Annotated in this window: 11 protein-coding genes; 6 read left to right on the top strand and 5 right to left on the bottom strand. The window is 67.5% G+C overall.

Translation table 11 applies throughout. The features are described 5' to 3' along the window. The first annotated feature begins 227 nt into the window (after window positions 1–227). The gene (locus ACWPN3_RS04690; RefSeq protein ID WP_492261143.1) at window positions 228–1397 is read left to right on the top strand and encodes a hypothetical protein; all 1170 of its coding nucleotides are present in this window, start codon (window positions 228–230) and stop codon (window positions 1395–1397) included. A 242-nt stretch (window positions 1398–1639) separates the two neighbouring features. Next, a complete protein-coding gene (locus tag ACWPN3_RS04685) occupies window positions 1640–3316 on the top strand; it encodes a tetratricopeptide repeat protein (protein WP_492261142.1) in 1677 nt (558 codons plus the stop codon). Between the two features lie 98 nt (window positions 3317–3414). Here the strand turns inward: ACWPN3_RS04685 and ACWPN3_RS04680 are convergent, their stop codons facing one another. From ACWPN3_RS04680 to ACWPN3_RS04670, 3 genes are all read right to left on the bottom strand, one after another. Further along, window positions 3415–4887: a tetratricopeptide repeat protein gene (locus ACWPN3_RS04680; RefSeq protein ID WP_492243525.1), complete on the bottom strand. Its 1473-nt coding sequence runs from the start codon at window positions 4885–4887 to the stop codon at window positions 3415–3417. Between the two features lie 146 nt (window positions 4888–5033). Further along, window positions 5034–5477: a hypothetical protein gene (locus ACWPN3_RS04675; RefSeq protein WP_109095286.1), complete on the bottom strand. Its 444-nt coding sequence runs from the start codon at window positions 5475–5477 to the stop codon at window positions 5034–5036. Between the two features lie 1036 nt (window positions 5478–6513). Continuing rightward, window positions 6514–7191 carry an AAA family ATPase gene (locus tag ACWPN3_RS04670; RefSeq protein ID WP_109046996.1) on the bottom strand — a complete coding sequence of 226 codons (678 nt, stop codon included), beginning with the start codon at window positions 7189–7191 and terminating at the stop codon, window positions 6514–6516. Between the two features lie 362 nt (window positions 7192–7553). On the opposite strand from ACWPN3_RS04670, the gene ACWPN3_RS04665 reads away from it, so the two are divergent. After that, window positions 7554–9497 carry a glycosyltransferase family 17 protein gene (locus ACWPN3_RS04665; RefSeq protein ID WP_492243526.1) on the top strand — a complete coding sequence of 648 codons (1944 nt, stop codon included), beginning with the start codon at window positions 7554–7556 and terminating at the stop codon, window positions 9495–9497. 22 nt (window positions 9498–9519) lie between these two features. Here the strand turns inward: ACWPN3_RS04665 and ACWPN3_RS04660 are convergent, their stop codons facing one another. Together ACWPN3_RS04660 and ACWPN3_RS04655 are read right to left on the bottom strand one after the other, a co-directional pair. Further along, a complete protein-coding gene (locus ACWPN3_RS04660; protein WP_492243527.1) occupies window positions 9520–10929 on the bottom strand; it encodes a tetratricopeptide repeat protein in 1410 nt (469 codons plus the stop codon). Between the two features lie 471 nt (window positions 10930–11400). Next, window positions 11401–12996, bottom strand: a complete 1596-nt coding sequence (locus ACWPN3_RS04655) for a tetratricopeptide repeat protein (protein ID WP_492261141.1) — start codon at window positions 12994–12996, stop codon at window positions 11401–11403. 227 nt (window positions 12997–13223) lie between these two features. On the opposite strand from ACWPN3_RS04655, the gene ACWPN3_RS04650 reads away from it, so the two are divergent. The 3 genes from ACWPN3_RS04650 (at window position 13224) to ACWPN3_RS04640 (ending at window position 16352) form a co-directional block, all read left to right on the top strand. Further along, window positions 13224–14438, top strand: a complete 1215-nt coding sequence (locus tag ACWPN3_RS04650) for a glycosyltransferase family 4 protein (RefSeq protein ID WP_492243529.1) — start codon at window positions 13224–13226, stop codon at window positions 14436–14438. 253 nt (window positions 14439–14691) lie between these two features. Continuing rightward, window positions 14692–15576, top strand: a complete 885-nt coding sequence (locus ACWPN3_RS04645) for a class I SAM-dependent methyltransferase (protein ID WP_492243530.1) — start codon at window positions 14692–14694, stop codon at window positions 15574–15576. Continuing rightward, window positions 15573–16352: a class I SAM-dependent methyltransferase gene (locus ACWPN3_RS04640; RefSeq protein WP_109095363.1), complete on the top strand. Its 780-nt coding sequence runs from the start codon at window positions 15573–15575 to the stop codon at window positions 16350–16352. The genes ACWPN3_RS04645 and ACWPN3_RS04640 overlap by 4 nt, the downstream gene beginning before the upstream one ends. Window positions 16353–16451 lie beyond the last annotated feature (99 nt).

Raw genomic sequence — 16451 nt, 5'->3', positions numbered from 1 at the left:
CCTGGGCATTCTGGGCGGAAACGCGCCTCTCGGGCTCTTTGTACAGAATATCAGTCGATTTCATCCATCCGGATGAACATGGAGGCAGGATGCGAGGTGGGAACTGCCCCGGATTGCGGCGCCGGCTTTCCGGTCCCTGGTTCCGGCATCCGCTGCGCGACAAAAGGCCAGGATCACCGGCGGGGTGGGGGCAGTGTGATCGTGAGCACCAACACCCCGGACGTTGAGTGCGCCAAGCGGAAGCCTCTGAAATCGTTTTTTTCAGCATATTATGTATTGGACAGGTTCCAGATTTTTCAATGCCAAAAATTCATAACTGTCTGTTATATAAAGATATGCAGGATTTGCGTCTTTCCGATCCCCTCCTCCTTCTCGGTCCCTTGGAGCGAGCCGCCAAGGCTGTCGGGCGGCTGGCCCAGGCAACCACCGGCAGTCCGATCCTGGCGGCTTGGCTGCATCGGTCGCGGGTCGAGGCCGTTGCCGACATCGCCGACTGTCAGGGCCGCCGCGTCGATCCCAACCGACTGCGCACTCTGCTGGCTCAGGTGCCGACGCGTGCTCTACGCGACTGGGGGGCCACCATGCTGGCCCTGGACCTGATGCGGCAGATGCTCTCCGACCACAGCCCGCTGGCGTTCGTTCCGACCGGCATGGACGGGGCGCTCGCCCGGATGGAGGAGGCCCATGCCAGGGCTGGAGCAGCGGTGCTGGTCGCGTGCGGAATTGGCTTCTTCGCCCATCTGGAAGCCGGCGGCGACCGCAGCGGAGCCTGTCTGGCTGTTTCCCGTTATCTCACCGCCCAAGGGATGACGCCGCTGCCGCTGCCCTGCCTGAACGGGGTCGAGGCGATCCGCCGCGCTGAACCGGACGGGATGTGGCTGGTCGCTTTCCTCGACGGCATCGCCCGGCAAGCGGAACAGGGGGAGGATGGCCTCACCGCTTTGCTGCATCGCTGGCGCGGTTGGCGCCGGCGCGTTGGCGACCGGCGCAGCGACGCTCGTATCCGCCGGGCCGTCGATGCGGTGGCGGCGGAAGGGGTGATAGGCCCGGCCCGGCTGGCTGCCCGGCTGCGTTGCGCCACCAGTGCCGCCACCGACCTGCTGGAGGAATTGCAGCGGCTGGAAATCGCCGTGGAGATCACACGCCGGCGCACCCACCGCGTCTTCGTGGCGGAGGATTCTGGCGGCGATGCTGGGGGAGGTGGCGCCGCGGGCCGCGGCCGTCGCCGCCGGGCCCGTTCCTGGGCTCGCACCTATGGTTTCCGCCGAACTGGACCGGTGGGTGGAACCGGCCGAAGGCGTCGACGATGCGCTTGCGAACCTGGAGCGCATTCTGAAGCGGCAGGACCCATTGCTGGCGCATTATGGCCGGATCGCGGGGGTGTAGGCGAGGAGTAGGGGGGACGGCACGGTATTCAAACCGGCAAAATTCTCACCTCCCCTCTCCCGTTCCCTGTTGCGGGGGAGCCAGATTGCGCCTGACGGCTTGCATGAACCGTTGGCAATCGACCGATGCAGTCAACAGCTGTGGTTAAGGGAGATGGCTGTGTGGATGGTGAATTGTTCTGGTCAGCCTCTCTCCAGCGCATTAAGGAACGCAAAGAGCTGTGCAGCGGCATTGAAGCAGGAACACCGAAGTCATGGCGACGACTGGCGACGTTCTGCGTCTGGCGGCGGATCACCACACCGCCGGGCGTCTGGAAGAGGCGATGGCTCTGTATCGCCTTGTCCTGCGCGCCGATCCTGTGAATGCCGATGGCTGGCGCCTGCTGGGCAAGGCCGCCAGGGCGACCGGCGATTATGGAGCAGGGCTGGGCTGCCTGCAGCGCCTTATCGCCCTATCCCCTGCCGACGCCACGATGTTTGCCGAACTTGCGACTCTGCTGGCGGAGCAGGGTGACGAGGCTGGCGCACTTGCTGCCTATGGGGTTGCTCTGCGCTGCGATCCGCTGATGGAGCAAGCGGCATTCCAGCGCGGGATACTCCTGTTCCGGCGTGGTGCTTTGAAGCAAGCAGAGGCCGCGTTCCGGGGAGTGGGCCTGCTTGTGCCTGCTCTGGCGATGGCGCACGTCAATCGCGGCGCTGTCTTGCATGCCCTGGGATGTCAGGAAATGGCCGAGTTGGCTTTGGCGCGGGGGCGCCGCCTGGCTCCGGAGGCAGTGGAGGCCGTGCTTAACAGTGCTCTGGTGGCGATAGCCCAAGGACGGTTGCCTGATGTGGAACGATACGGCAGGCGGGTTATCGTCCTGGCACCCGACTCTGTGCAGGGCTATGCCCTTCTTGCCAATGCGCGGGTGCATCTGGGCAGGCCACAGGATGGGATTGCCGCCTATAATCGGGCCCTGGATATTGAATCAGACAACTCGGAGCTGAAAGTAAACCGCGGTATCGCCCGGCTTCTGCTGGGAGAGATGGCCGGCGGATGGGATGATCTGGCTGCTCGCTGGGAGACCACGGCGTTGCCAGGAATGGGCGATGATCTGCCACGCTGGTCGGGTTCCGCCATACCGGCTGGACGGTTGCTGGTGGTGGGGCAACCCGGGGTGGGAGATGAGATCCTGTTTGCCAGTCTGATCCCGGACTTGGTCGAAAGCGGCATTGCTTGCCGTTTCGTATGCGATACCCGCCTCGTTTCCTTGCTGCAGCGCTCTCTGAAGGGAACGGAGGTCGTGGGGCGAACTGCCGATCCCTCTGTCGTGACGACATCCGCTCTGGTGGATGACAGTGTGGCACGGGTTCCAGCCAGCGACCTGCCGCGGTATCTGCGGCGCCGACCGGAGGATTTTGCCGGCCAACGCCCCTATCTGGTCGCTGATCCACAGCGGATTGCCGCCTTGCGGGCCCGTCACTGCGATGTCCGGCTGTGTATCGGCCTCTCCTGGCGCTCGGTTGCCAGTGCGGAACGTTCACTCGGTCTGGAGCAACTCGTGGCGGCCCTCGCTCCAGGGGTGGCGGCAGCCGGAGGGCGGCTCATCAGCTTGCAATACGGTGTCGACGACCAGGAGCGGCGCATCGCCGGCCTTTTTCATGAAACAAGCGTTGACCCATCGGGCGATCTCGATGGCTTCGCCTCCCTGGTGGCGGCAATGAATTTGGTCATCACCATCGACAACACCACGGCGCACATGGCCGGTGGGCTTGGTATTCCAGGATGGGTGCTGCTGCCGTTCATGCCGGCGTGGTTCTGGGGGGTGTCTGCGGCCACATCCCCCTGGTACCCGAGTTTGCGGCTCTTCCGCCAGACGACGCCCGGGGATTGGAGGGGCGTGCTGGGCGAGGTGGGCCAGGCGTTACGGTCCGTGGGAGGAGCGCAATGAGGACGGGGCGTCAGGCATGAGCGGGAAATTGCCTGACGCCGTGAGCACAGGGGAACCACCCCGCTCCGTCCCGACGCCCGATGGCCGCGTCCGACCCCTCAGGTCCTGAGCGCCGCCAGTTGACGCAGGGCCTGTTCGGCAGCGGCGAACACGCTGTCCCAGTCGCCCGGGGTGGTCTGGCGGAACAGGCGCATCGACGGGTACCAGGGGGTGGTGTCGGCCCACTCGCCCTTGCCGTCGCCATAGACCCAGTAGGGCATGAACTGCAGCAGGTTCCACACCGGGCGGCCCAGCGAGCCGGCCAGATGCGCCACCGAACTGTCGGTCATGATCACCAGATCGAGCCGTTCCAGCACCGCCGCGGTATCGGCGAAATCGTTGAAATGCTGCCCCAGCGGCGTGATCAGGGTAGAGGTGCCGAGCGTCTCCAGCTCCGCCTCCGGCGGGCCCTTCTGGATGCTGTAGAGCCGCACATTCGGCACGTTGAGGAAGCGCAGGAAACGGCTGAGCGTGGTGGCGCGGCGCGCGTTGTCCTTGAAGGTGACGCGGCCGGACCAGATGATGCCGACCTTGATCGTGCCGTCCGGGCCGGGAACCAGCCGGGCGGCCTTCTCTCGCGCTTCGGCCGGAACGGTCAGGCGGGTGGGCGGCGGCACCGTGTCGATGGTCGTGCCCAGCCGGTGCGGCAGGCTCATCAGCGGGCAATGGACGTCATAGGGCGGATAGGGAGTGCCGGCGCGCACGAAGCCGTCGATGCCCTCCAGCCCGGACAGCAGGCGGTGCAGCTCCGGATGGCATTCCAGCAGGACCCGGCCGCCGCGCGCCTTGACCATCGGCGCATAGCGCGCGGTCAGCAGCACGTCGCCGAACCCCTGTTCGGTGGTCAGCAGGATGGTCTTGCCGTCGAGCGGCCCGCCGTCCCACATCGTGCCGTCGGCGATGCGGTTCTGGTAGCTGGGCAGCGACAGGCGGGAATCGTAATCGCGGAAGCCTTCGGCATAGCGGCCGACCTGCAGCAGCGTCAGGGCGCGGTCCCACAGCAGCCCCGGGTCGTTGGGCCGGGCGCGCAGGGCGACGTCCAGGATCTCCAGCGCGCGGTTGAACCGGCAGCCGTGCCGCAGCGCCACCACCAAGTTGGACAGCAGGTTGGCGTTGCCGCCAGACAGCACCACCGCATGCTCCTGCGCGGCGATGGCATCGGCATATTGCTCCACGTCGCCCAGCACGTTGCCGAGATTGGTCCAGGCGCCGATATGGCGCTGGTCGATCTCCAGCGCGCGCCGCTGGCAGGCGATCGCCGCCTCCGGCTTGCCGGCCTGCCGCAGCAGGGCGCCCAGCGCGCTCCATACGTTGGGATCACGCGGCTTCTGCTCCAGCATCCCTTCCAGCATCTCGATGCTGAGCCCGTGGGAGCCCTGGCCGGCTGCCGGAGTTGGGGCCGGAGCCGGTGCCGGTGCCGGTGCGGGAGCCGATGATACCGGAACCGAGGATATCGGATGCGGCGAGGCCTGAAGGGGCAAGGCTGCCTGGGGGGACGGCGCCGGGGCGGCCTGGGTGATGTTTGCCTTCATCTCTCGTCGTCGCTGGTGGTCTGCAGTCGGTTTGGAGCAGGAGCAGAGCGCGGGTAGGGCATAGACGGCTAGTCATGGAGAGTCAAACCGTCCCTTCGGCTGCACTTGTGTGCTTCTTGTGGCCGCCCGGCGCTCATGCGGGAGGCTTAGCGCCGCCGCAGATCCTGAAGGTCGATGTCGTCGATCCGGAAGCCGGCCTGCCGAAGCGCCTTCAGCACGATCACCTTCTGGGCGGTGCCTTCGCGCGCGGCGGCCTGGCGCAGCTCCTCAACCAGATAATCGGGCAGCATCGCCTGCCACGGCCGGGTCGGCGCCGGACGGACGATGGTGGGTGCCGGAGCCGGCTGGGGTTGCGGCGCGGGCTGAACGGCGGGCTGGACAGCGGCCTGGGAGATGGCCTGGGAAACAGTGGCCGGCGATGCCGCGGGCGGCTCCGTCTCGGTCGGCAGGAAGCCCTTGCTCAATCCGTACTGGCGGATCGGATCGATGTCGTTCGTGCCCAGCCCGCCGATCCCGATCCCGCCCAATGGAGGACGGGCCGGCTTGGCGGCAGGCTTAACGGTCGGCTTGGCGGGGCTGTCGGTCGACATGGGCACTCCGGTCAGGGCGATGCCGGCTTGAAGAGGGCCGGCCAAATAAGCCATGAAGCATTATCATGACTTGGTGTCCTGTCTTCACGACATGTGGCGGGTGGGCCGTGTGCCATGGCGGAAAGCCGACCGGCGTGGCGCGGGAAGCACAGGGGGGATAGCAGGGCATCATGCCATCACAAAAAATCATGACATAAAAACATGATGACAAGTGCGGGCTGGGAGGCTCCAGGAGGGGGGCGGGCCGGCCATCGGTCGAGGAGGGATGGTATCGCCGTCCAGAGCGGAGGCATCGTCGGCGATACCATCGGGGCAGCAAAGTGTCTGTATGAACAGTAATGATGAAAACTAACCATGAAATGATGTGATGTGATCTTTGCAATGTGGGGGCCGGGCTGTGCCGGTTGTCCGGCATATCCGTGGCAGCGGGACCGCGGGAAAGGAAGATGCCGTTGTCCCGCATTGGCAGGGGGATCCGGTAAGACGCGATTGCCCTGCCCCGCCCGGCCGTTCCTCGGTCGGAATTGAACCTTCGCAGGGCTGGGCGGTCATGATTTGGCGGATGCCGCCTTTCCGGATACCAGCGTTATCGGGAATCCATGAAATGATGAAAAGGCATGTTTTGGGCGGCTGAGTTGCTGTGCTTCTCCGGTCGTGTCGACGCAGCCTTGCTCCAGCCTCATGCCTTCATCACCTTTCACCGTAACAGGAAGCCATGCCTAAAAATCATGACATGATAAATGGTGATGAAATGCCGATCCTGGCCGTCCCACTGCCGGGGTGATGGTGCCCCTTCATCTGCCGGAGGGGAAGGCAAGCCACTCTCTCAGCTAATCCGCACCGGACCGCCCACCGGTTTGGGGGGCCGGTCCCGATGCGCCCAATCCGCGGAAACGTAGCCCCGCCTCACCCTCAGGTCGCCAGCTATGCGATGAAAATCATTTCATGAAATATACAAGTAAGGACATGACCGTATCTCATGCCCTGAAGCCGCGACGGCGTTTCTCCACGGCTTCCGGAGGCCGCCCGGTCCGCCTCACCCCCGCGGGATCAGCGGATTGGCCGGTGAGCTTTCCAGGAAGGCAACGAACTCGTCGGTCAGGGCGCGGACGTTCAGGTCGGCATTGCTGTCGGGATTGACCTCGCCCGGACCGTGGCCGGTATAGGTCATCTCCTTCAGGAGAGAACGCTCGATCAGTTCGGTGCGGAAGGCCGGGACGCCATGTTCGTCCAGCAGGCCGCGGGCATGGCGGTCGACGCGGGATTCGATGGCCGCCTGGGTGCGGACGATCACCACGCTGGAGGCTGGGGTGTGTTTCAGCACGCCGACGGAATCCGCCACCACCTTGAAGGTGCGCACCGTCTCCTTCACGTCCATGAAGGACTGCTGGGTCGGGATCAGCACCCCGTCGCTGACCGAGAAGGCGTAGAGCATGGTCAGGTTGCCGAAGCCGGCAAGGTCGATCAGCGTGTAGTCGAAGCTCGGCGCGTTCTCCTGCACCGTCTGGCGGACGTTCGATTCCGTGATCTCGTCCAGCACCCGCACCCCGGCATCGTTCCGCCGCCGCGCCCATTCGGCCAGATGCCGGTTGGGGTCGCAGTCGAGCAGAAGCACGCTTGCCTCGCGCCGGCGCAGTTCGGAGGTGAGCGCCATGACCAGACTGGTCTTGCCGACGCCGCCCTTGGTGGAGGCGAAACTGATGATCCGAGCCATGCGGTGGTTCCCGGTTGCAGAGGGGGAAAGCGGGGGGACCCGAGCGGGAGCTTTGCGGATTTACACGCAAGAACAGGAAAGATGGAAGTGGTTTCACGTCATGAAGAAGAAGCATGAAATCATGATATTTAAATATAAAATGGCTTTTTGGGGAGGGGGAGAGACGCCGGGACGGCGGTGCGTCCCTGCCCCGGCGCTTGTCAGCCCCGGCATCGCCATGGCATAGCCACCCGGCCCAGCCGTTGCGGCTCCCAGCCGGCGGTATGCTGTGCCGTACCCGGATCGACCGCCGCCTGCCTGCGGATCCGTGTTCAGCCGCTCAATCCATCCGCCTCAGCCATCCCGCCGCCAGGATCCGCCGCATGACAGACGCCAGCTTCCTCCAGGTCCGGACCGATACCGAAGCGGGGCGTCCTTGGCACGCCATGGAAGGGCTGCGGCGCATCCTGCAGCGGGAGCCCGGGAATGCGGACGCCGTCGAGCTGTCGAAAACGGTCCTGACCGACATCTTTGCAAAGGGGAGCGACGCCTACCGGCATGGCCGGCTCGAGGCGGCGGTCTGGTGTTTCGTCCTTCTCGCGGAGTATGGCGCGCCGCGCGATACCTTTCGCACCAACTGCGAAGCCGTGGTTTCCATGATCCTCCAGCGCGCCATGGAGGATGCGAATGCCGGGCGGACCGGCGACGCCAGGCGTGCCTGCCGGCTGCTGCTGGTCCTCGATCCGGCGATCGCCCAGGCGCATCTGCTCATCGGGCAATTCGAGCGCGGCGCCGACGGCGACGGGGCGGTGGCGGCCATGTCGATCGCCCGGGGCCTGCTGCTTGCCCCGGAGACGGCCCATGGCGACCAGTTGCGCGACATCGCCATGCCGGCCGGCATCCGCGCCCTTGCCGAGTGGCTTGGCCGTGACCGGCCGGCGGCTCCGCTCCTGGGGGCGCTCGGCCGGCTGTGCCCGCCCGGCCACGCGGAGGCCCTGACCCGTTGCCGCGGGATGACGGTTCAGGCGGAGGCGTGGCAGGGCGCCGGCCGGACGGAGGCGCGCCGGCAGGCGGCCGCGGCCGCGATGCATTGGCTAGGAGATCTGCAGCAGGAGCGGCAGGGCTATCGTGACGCCCTGGAGGCCCACAAGCAGGGTTTCGACCTGTGGAACAGTCCGGCCGGACTGGAGCGCAAGGCGCAGGCCCAGCAGTATCTCGTCATCGAGGAGTTGCTGGAGAGCCTGAAGGGCTTCGCCTATGCCTATGTCTACGACATGGACCGGCAGGCCGCGGCCCGTGCCTCCTTCGACAGCCTGTCGGCAACGATGGAACGCCTGCTGGAGGCGCCCGGCATCGACAGCTGGACCCGCACGCAGCGCTGGACGACCCTGCTCGGCATGCGGTCGCTCGTCGGCTATGCGGCGGCGCTCGGACGCAATCCCATTCTTCCGCTGTCCGGCAATCCCTTCGCCGAAGACGCGGCCACCGCAGACATGGCGGAGGGACCGGCCGTCCCGGCGGAACCGGCATCCCGGCGGGTCTTCGACTGCTGCACCTTCTTCAACGAGGCCGAGATCCTGGAGGTCCGGCTGGCCGAACTCTACGACGTGGTCGAGCGCTTCGTCGTGGTGGAGGCGTCCCACACCCATTCCGGCGAGCCCAAGGCGCTGACCTTCGGCGACCATCGCGAGCGGTTCCAACCCTACATGGACAAGATCCGCTACGTGGTGGTGGACGAGCTTGTCGGCACCTTCTCCTGGCAGCGGGAAGCCTACCAGCGCGACGCCATCCTGCGTGGGCTGGACGGCTGCCGCGACGACGACATGGTCATCGTCTCCGACGTCGACGAGATCCTGCGGCGCGAGGTGGTGGAGCGGCTGCGCGGCGGCGGGCCGGCCTTCGACACCGTCTTCACCACCGAACTCGACCTGTTCTTCTACCGGCTGAACTACCGCTTCTCCCGTGACTGGCGTGCCGCCGGGGCCGCGCCCTTCCGCTTCATCCGGCAGACCGGCCCCAATGCCGTGCGCTACCTCGCCAAGCAGAACATCGGCCACTTCATCCGCGACGCCGGCTGGCATTTCAGCTGGATGGGCGATGTGTCGCGCTTCGCCGCCAAGCTGAACGCCTACGCCCACCAGGAGCATGCCCAGTCCTTCGGCGAAGGCAACATGGCGGACGTCGCCAGCTTCCTCGACGGCGGCGGCACCCTGCCCGAAGGTGCCCCCGGTGCCCGTGGAGGGTACGAGGTCGTGCCGCTCGACCGTCATCCCCGGCTGGTGCGCGACAACCTCGACCGCTTCCGGGAGATGGGCTGGATCCGCTGAGGCGGGCCGGCGCCGCCCGGCCTTATCCGGGCTTGACGTCGGCGGTGGTCCCGGCCCGGCGCTTCAGCCGGTGCATCGCGTGCTGGCCGCCGCCGGTGGCGCGGACCGAATAGAAATAGGCGCTGTCGTCGGTCCAATAGCGGCCCTCGCCATCGACCATCACCGTGCTGCTGTGGATGTCGGCCGGATAGACGGTCAGGCGCGGAGCCGCCTCCGCCGTGAAGCCGGCCAGATGCACGGCGGCGAGCGCCGCCTGGTCGAGGAACCAGACCGGCAGGCCGCGATCCAGGAAATGGCGGATATAGCGCCGGGTCAGGTCGAGGAAACGCAGCGCCCCCGCGGTCGGCCGGATGTGCAGCACGTCGGCGTAGAGCAGGCTCCAGATGTCCAGCCGCTTCAGCGCATGGCTCATCATCCCCAGGTCCGAGTGGGCGGAGGCCGCCAGCAGCGGGTTCAGGTCACGGATCGCCATCAGGTCGACGTCCAGCATCAGCACCGGCCGCCTCCAGCGGGACAGCAGGTCGGGCAGCACCAGGAAACGGCTGCAGGCGTAATAGGTCTTGGCATTGTCGCCCAGCGGCGTCAGGTCGATGGTCTCGCGCAGGACGATGAAGCGCCCGGCGCCATGGGCGGCGGCCAGGGACGCCACCGTCGCCTCCGCCTCCGCGTCGGGATTGATCAGGTGCAGGGCGATGGCGCAGTCCAGGCCGCTGTCCTCGACGATGGACCGCACCATGGTCGGCAGGAACTTGCGCGCATAGACCGCGTCGCAGGATGCGTAGACCACCAGCGGCCGGTCGGCGCTTCCCGCCCCTTCGGCAAGCGTGGCGCGGATGCCGGCCGGCGGCGGTCCGTCGCGCAGGGATGCCAGGAAGGCCGGGGCGGTGCGGGTGACGGCATCGCGTCCGCCATGGCGCTCCGCCGCCTGGAGGAACAGGGCGTCGGCCTCCTCCAGCCGGTGCTGTTCGGCGCACAGGCAGGCCAGCCGGCTCAGCGTGAAGGAGACCTCCGGATACAGCTCCAGCGCCCGGCGGTAGGCACGCTCGGCGCGCAGCCCCTGCCCGTCGCGGCGCAGTGCGTTGCCCAGCGCCACCAGCCCGACGCAGTCGTCGTGGCCCTGGAAGCGGGCGACGTCTTCGGCTTTGCCCAAATGGGTCAGAAGCTGCCACAGGTTGGAGCGCCGGGTCCGATCGGCGGGCGTCAGCCGCCAGGAGGCGAGCGCATGGCCGGCCGCCTCCGCCATGTCCTGTCCGACCAGCAGCCGGGCGAGCGCGTCATGGGCCACCGCCACTCCGGCTCCGCCCTCTTCCACGTCACGTTCCAGCACCCGGCGATAGAGTGCCATGGCGGTTTCGGGTCCGCCCGTCCGCTCGGCGTCGCGTGCGGCGTCCAAATCGCTCTGGAGATCGGCAGGCGGCGGGACGGAGGGCATGGCGGTCGGTCTTTCAGGCTGGGGCGGCTTTCATCCCATGACACCCGTCCGGCTGACAAGCGGCCAGCATGACCGCCATCATGCCTTCCGTCCGACCGGATCGCTTCCCCCGAGTCGCGGTTCACCGGCCCTGAACGGTCCATGCCGGGAGGGTGGCCGGTACCACAAATGCGGGTCCACCACCGCCCTGCGGAAATATAGAGGCGATACCAAGCCAAAACGATGCCGTTCAGGAGAAGGCGCTTGAACAGTTCGCCAAATATCATCAAATGTCTGTATGGACCCGGGAAAGGGTTCCAGCCGAAACTGTGCCACGCCGGTTACTCCGGCGTGGCACTTTTATATCCGCGTTTCCGGATGCGCCGCCCGCCCGCACAGGCCGCCCGGACAGGCAGGCCGGGGGGATGACGGACGCAGCGGGCGGGGCATGGCCCCCGATCCCGTTTGGGAACCCGATTTTGCCGGTGCCCCTTATCCGGCGGCGCGTTCGCGGAGTGCGCGCTCCAGCCTGTCGATGGTGTCGTCCCAGTGCTGCGGCCTTGCCTGCCGGAACAGGCGCATGGTCGGATACCAGGGGCTGTCCTCGCGGTCGAGCATCCAGCGCCAATCCGGGGCGAAGGGCACCAGGACCCAGACCGGGACGCCAAGCGCTCCGGCGAGATGGGCGACGGAGGTGTCGACGCAGACCACGAGATCGAGGTTCGCCATGATTGCGGCGGTGTCTGCGAAGTCCTTGATGTCGGGCGACAGGTTCAAAAGCGGGAAGCCGCCAGGCGGGTTTGCCGCCTGCCCTTCGGTGGGCCCCTTCTGGATGGAGACCAGGCTGACGCCGGGGATCGCGGCCAGCCGGGCGAAGGGGGCCAGCCCGATGGAGCGGTTCCTGTCGTTGCCGTGGGTGGGCGATCCGGCCCAGACGATGCCCACCTTCAGGCCGCCCCCGTCCCTTGCCAACCCCTTCAGCCGCTCGCCCCAGCGCGCAACCAGATCGGGCTCCGCCGACAGGTAGGGAACGCGGGACGGGACGGTCTCCAGCCGGGTGCCGAACAGGGCCGGCAGGCTCATCACCGGGAGCTGGACATCGAAATCGGGCAGCGGCGCCCCGGTCAGCACCACGGTGACGCCGGGCAGGCTGCGCAGCACCGGCAGCAGCGCATGCTGGCATTCCAGGAGGATGGGCCGTTCGCCGTCCTCCCCCCCCTTCTCCGCCCCGACCATTTGCGCCAGCAGCGGCAGGTAGCGCACGCATTGCAGCACGTCGCCGAAGCCCTGTTCCCAATAGACCAGCAGCCGTCGGCCCCGCAGCGGCGATCCGTCCCAGCGCGGCTTGGAGAAGCTGCGCTGCGGCGAGGGCAGCTGGCCATGCTTCCAGCGCCATTCATAACCCCGCCAGCCCTGGACGAAATCGCCCAGCAGAAGCCGGACCAGGGATTCGTTCCAATGGGCGCCGGCGAAATCCGGCTCCAGCGTCGTGGCCCGGCGGAAAGCCAGCAGCGCCGCCCAGAAGCTGCCCCGGTCCTTCACCGTGGACCCCAGGTTGCTGTAGGCGCCGCTGTGCTGCGGGTTCAGCGCGATCGTCCGGCGGAAGCAGCCTGTGGCCTCCTCCAGCCGATGGTCGGTGCGCAGCATGGCGCCGAGGTTGTTGGCATATTCCGCCTCCATCGGGTCCAGCGCCGCCGCGCGGGCGAAGGCCTCGCGTGCCTCGTCCGGGCGTTTCGACCGCTCCAGCAGAAGGCCCAGTTCGTTCAGCACCGCCGGCTGGGCGGGATCGAGCCTTGCGGAGATCCGGTAGGTCCGGACCGCCTCCTCCCGCCGGTCGAGCTGGGTCAGCAGCGATGCCAGATTGTTCCAGCTGTTCAACGATCCCGGAACCAGCGCCAAGGCCCGTCGCAGCAGGGCGACCGCCGTTTCCTTCCGGCCGGCCAAGGCATGCAGCAGCCCCATGTTGTTGACGGCAGGGGCGAAATGCGGATCGCTGGCCGCGATCTGGGCATAGAGCCTCCCGGCCTCGTCGGCACGGCCGGCTTTCTGGAGGCCGACCGCCATCGTGAAGGCTTGCTCGATGTTCATGGGGGCCGCGGCGCTTCGGTTGGGGAACGGCGGGATCAGTAGCATGAAGATGCCGGGGCATGAAGATGCCGGCTTCTGCGAAGGGCGGCCCCCGCCATCCTGTCGGGTCCGGTGGTCCCCAGGCTTCCATCCGTCGCGAACCGCTGTCCTCCGCGTGATGGCTGTTGCATCGCACTCCCCGCCCCCGCATCAATGGCGCTCGTCGAACGGGGAGTGTGGCGGACGGCATGGCGCGGCTTCTGCTGATCAATTACGAGTTTCCGCCGCTCGGCGGCGGGGCGGCCAACGCCACCGACAACACCGCCCGCGAACTGGCGGCATTGGGCGAAGAGGTGCTGGTGCTGACCTCCGCCTTCGGCGACCTGCCGCGGCTGGAACGCCGGGCCGACGGCGTCGAGATCCGCCGCATCCCCACCCTGCGCCGCCGCCGTGACCGCAGTTCGGTGGTGGAGATGCTGGCCTTCCTCGCCAGCTCGCTGGTGATGGCGCCATTGATCGCCGCCCGCTGGCGTGCGGACGCCACCATCGCCTATTTCGGCCTGCCCTGCGGCCCTGCCGCCTGGATGGTGAAGGCGCTGTCCGGCGTGCCCTATGTCGTCAGCCTGCGCGGCGGTGACGTGCCGGGCTTCCAGTATGACGGCATTTCGCTCTACCACCGGCTGGCCGGGCCGGTGATTGGCTGGCTGTGGCGCCGGTCCTCCGCCGTCGTGGCCAACAGCGATGGGCTGGCCGGGCTTGCCCGCCGCTTCGCCCCGGACCAGCCCATCGCCATCATCCCCAACGGTGTCGACGCCACCCGCTTCTCGCCGGCCGATGCCGGGCCGGCCGATCCAAAGACAGTCGATGGCGGAAATGCCGGTGACCGCCTGTCGCTGCTGTTCGTCGGCCGGGTGGTGCGGCAGAAGGGGCTGGACGTGCTGTTCGAGGCGCTCGCATCCCTGCCCGCCGGGACGCGCAGCCGCATCGGCCTGACCATTGTCGGCGATGGCCCGGCGCGGTCGGAGCTGGAGGCGCAGGCCGCCCGGCTCGCCTTGTCGGAGCGTATCGCCTTCCGCGGCTGGCTCGGGCGCGACGAGCTTCCCGCCGCGTATCGCGCCGCCGACGCCTTCGTCTTTCCGTCGCGCGACGAGGGCATGCCCAACGTGGTGCTGGAGGCGATGGCTGCCGGCCTGCCCGTGGTGGCGACCCGCATCGCCGGCAGCCGCGATCTGGTGGTGGAGGATGAGACCGGCCTGATGCTGGACGCCGACGACACGCCGGCGCTTGCCGCGGCACTGGCACGCCTGGCTGAGGATCCGGCCCTGCGCCGCCGCCTGGGCGAGGGCGGCCGCCGCCGGGTGGTCGAGCATTTTTCCTGGCGGGCCGTTGCCGCCGCCTACCGCGACCTGATGCTTGCCGGCCGCGCCTCGACGGGACGGGTTCCGTCGGCGCAGGCGGAGTGAGGCGTTCGGGATTCCGTGCGACATACGAGGGTGTCTGGCAACATCTCCACGGATTTCACGGATTTTTCTGATCTTGGCGGCGCTCCTGCCGTCCCGAGGAGCGGCTGCCCCGCAACGCCACATTCGTGACATCCGTGTCCAAATCCGTGAAATCCGTGTCCATCTTGCCCTCCACTCTCCGCCCCTCCAAGGATAGGTGCCGCTACGCCCCCCGCTTGACGTGCTGTTGACATCCGATGGCTTTCGGGAGCGTATGGCGGCGCGGCAGAGCGGATCGGACAGCAAGGGATCGGACAGCGTGGTGGAACCGGTGAAGACGGCGGATGGCAGGGGCGGCACCCCGGCCGGACCATCCGCCCTGGCCTTCGATTTCGGCGAGAACTGGGACCATTACTCGCGCACGGTGCTGGACGAGCCGCGGCTGGTGGCGGCCATCGACAGCCTGAAGGGGCTGGTCGGGACCGACCGGCTGAAGGACGCCAGCTTCTGCGACGTCGGCTCCGGCTCCGGCCTGTTCACCATCGCCGCCGGCAAGCTGGGCGTTTCCCGTGCGCTGGGCTTCGACGTCAACCCCACCGGGGTCGAGGTCGCCCGCCGCAACCTGGGCCGCTTCGCACCGGATCTGGCCGACCGCATCGAGTTCCGCCGCGGGTCTGCGCTGGACAGCAGCTTCGCCGGCTCGCTCGGCCTCTTCGACGTGGTCTATGCCTGGGGCTCGCTGCACCACACCGGCTCCATGTGGCCGGCGATCGAGACGGTGGCGCCGCTGGTGGCGCCGGGCGGTACCTTCGTGCTGGCGCTCTACAACCGCCACTGGACCTCGCCGATCTGGACCCTGATCAAGATCGTCTACAACCTGTCGCCGAGCTTCCTGCGGAAAGTCTGGGATTGGACGCTGGGCTCGCTGATGTTCCTGGCGACCTGGGCGATCACCGGGGCCAACCCGCTGCGCAAGGAGCGCGGCATGGAGTTCTGGGTGGACGTGACCGACTGGCTCGGTGGTTACCCCTATGAATATGCCAGTGCCGACGAGGTGCGGGCGCGGATGGACGCGCTCGGCTTCGACATGCTGGAGGTCCGTCCGCCGCGCGTGCCGACGGGCTGCAACGAATTCATCCTGCGCCGGAGGCCCGCATGAGCGACGACGCATTCAAGTCCGCCACTCCCCTCTCCACTCCGTTGCCGGCGGCGGCGGCTGACCATCCCGGCGGCGTCGATTACGACGACAGCTGGGAGCGTCGCTGGAACGACATGCGCAAATACGGCCCGACCGGCCGGCATCTGCGCCGCATCGTCACCGAGATGGTGCGCCCGCTGAATTACGACAGCTTGGCTGACGTCGGCTGCGGCCAGGGCTCGCTGCTCGCCACGCTGATGCCGCTGAAGCCGCAGGCCAGCTACACCGGCCTCGACTTCGCCGCCAAGGCCATCGACGTCGCCCGCCGCAGGGCGCCCAATGCCGAGTTCGGCTTGCTCGACGTCGCCGCCGGCCATCTCGACCGCCGCTTCGACTTGGTGGTCTGCACCGACGTGGTCGAGCATATCGAGGACGATGTCGCGGCACTCCGCAACCTCGCCGCCATGACCGGCCGCTACCTGCTGGTCTCCACCCTGCAGGGCCGGATGCGCGACTTCGAGCGCACGGTCGGCCACCACCGCAACTATGCCCGCGGCGAGCTGCAGGCCAAGATCAAGTCGGTCGGGCTGGAGATCGAACGGGTGGTGGAATGGGGCTTCCCCTTCTTCTCGCCGCTCTACCGCAACGTGCTGGGGGCCGCCAGCGGCCAGGGCACCGAGGGTGATTACGGTCCCGGCCGCCGCTTCCTTGCCGAGGCGCTGTACCATATCTTCCGCCTGAACTCCTGGTCGCACGGCGACTACATCTACGTGCTGGCCCGCCGGCCGGGGTCGTGAGTTTCCTGTCTCCCTTCATGCGCCCGGCGGGTCTTCGCTCCGCCGGGCGCATGAAGGGAGGGTATGGTTTTATTTCATCACATCATGATTTCATGAAAA

The organism is Azospirillum sp. UENF 111221, from assembly GCF_058780625.1.
The sequence above is the reverse complement of the archived record's forward strand: the minus strand, read 5'-3'. Positions and strand labels throughout refer to the sequence as shown.

Coding starts and splice junctions, on each gene's coding strand:
- ACWPN3_RS04680 (WP_492243525.1), bottom strand. CDS start 4,887: ATGAAGGCAAACATCACCCAGGCCGCCCCGGCGCCGTCCCCCCAGGCA.
- ACWPN3_RS04650 (WP_492243529.1), top strand. CDS start 13,224: ATGGCGCGGCTTCTGCTGATCAATTACGAGTTTCCGCCGCTCGGCGGC.
- ACWPN3_RS04675 (WP_109095286.1), bottom strand. CDS start 5,477: ATGTCGACCGACAGCCCCGCCAAGCCGACCGTTAAGCCTGCCGCCAAG.
- ACWPN3_RS04645 (WP_492243530.1), top strand. CDS start 14,692: ATGGCGGCGCGGCAGAGCGGATCGGACAGCAAGGGATCGGACAGCGTG.
- ACWPN3_RS04640 (WP_109095363.1), top strand. CDS start 15,573: ATGAGCGACGACGCATTCAAGTCCGCCACTCCCCTCTCCACTCCGTTG.
- ACWPN3_RS04670 (WP_109046996.1), bottom strand. CDS start 7,191: ATGGCTCGGATCATCAGTTTCGCCTCCACCAAGGGCGGCGTCGGCAAG.
- ACWPN3_RS04660 (WP_492243527.1), bottom strand. CDS start 10,929: ATGCCCTCCGTCCCGCCGCCTGCCGATCTCCAGAGCGATTTGGACGCC.
- ACWPN3_RS04685 (WP_492261142.1), top strand. CDS start 1,640: ATGGCGACGACTGGCGACGTTCTGCGTCTGGCGGCGGATCACCACACC.
- ACWPN3_RS04655 (WP_492261141.1), bottom strand. CDS start 12,996: ATGAACATCGAGCAAGCCTTCACGATGGCGGTCGGCCTCCAGAAAGCC.
- ACWPN3_RS04665 (WP_492243526.1), top strand. CDS start 7,554: ATGACAGACGCCAGCTTCCTCCAGGTCCGGACCGATACCGAAGCGGGG.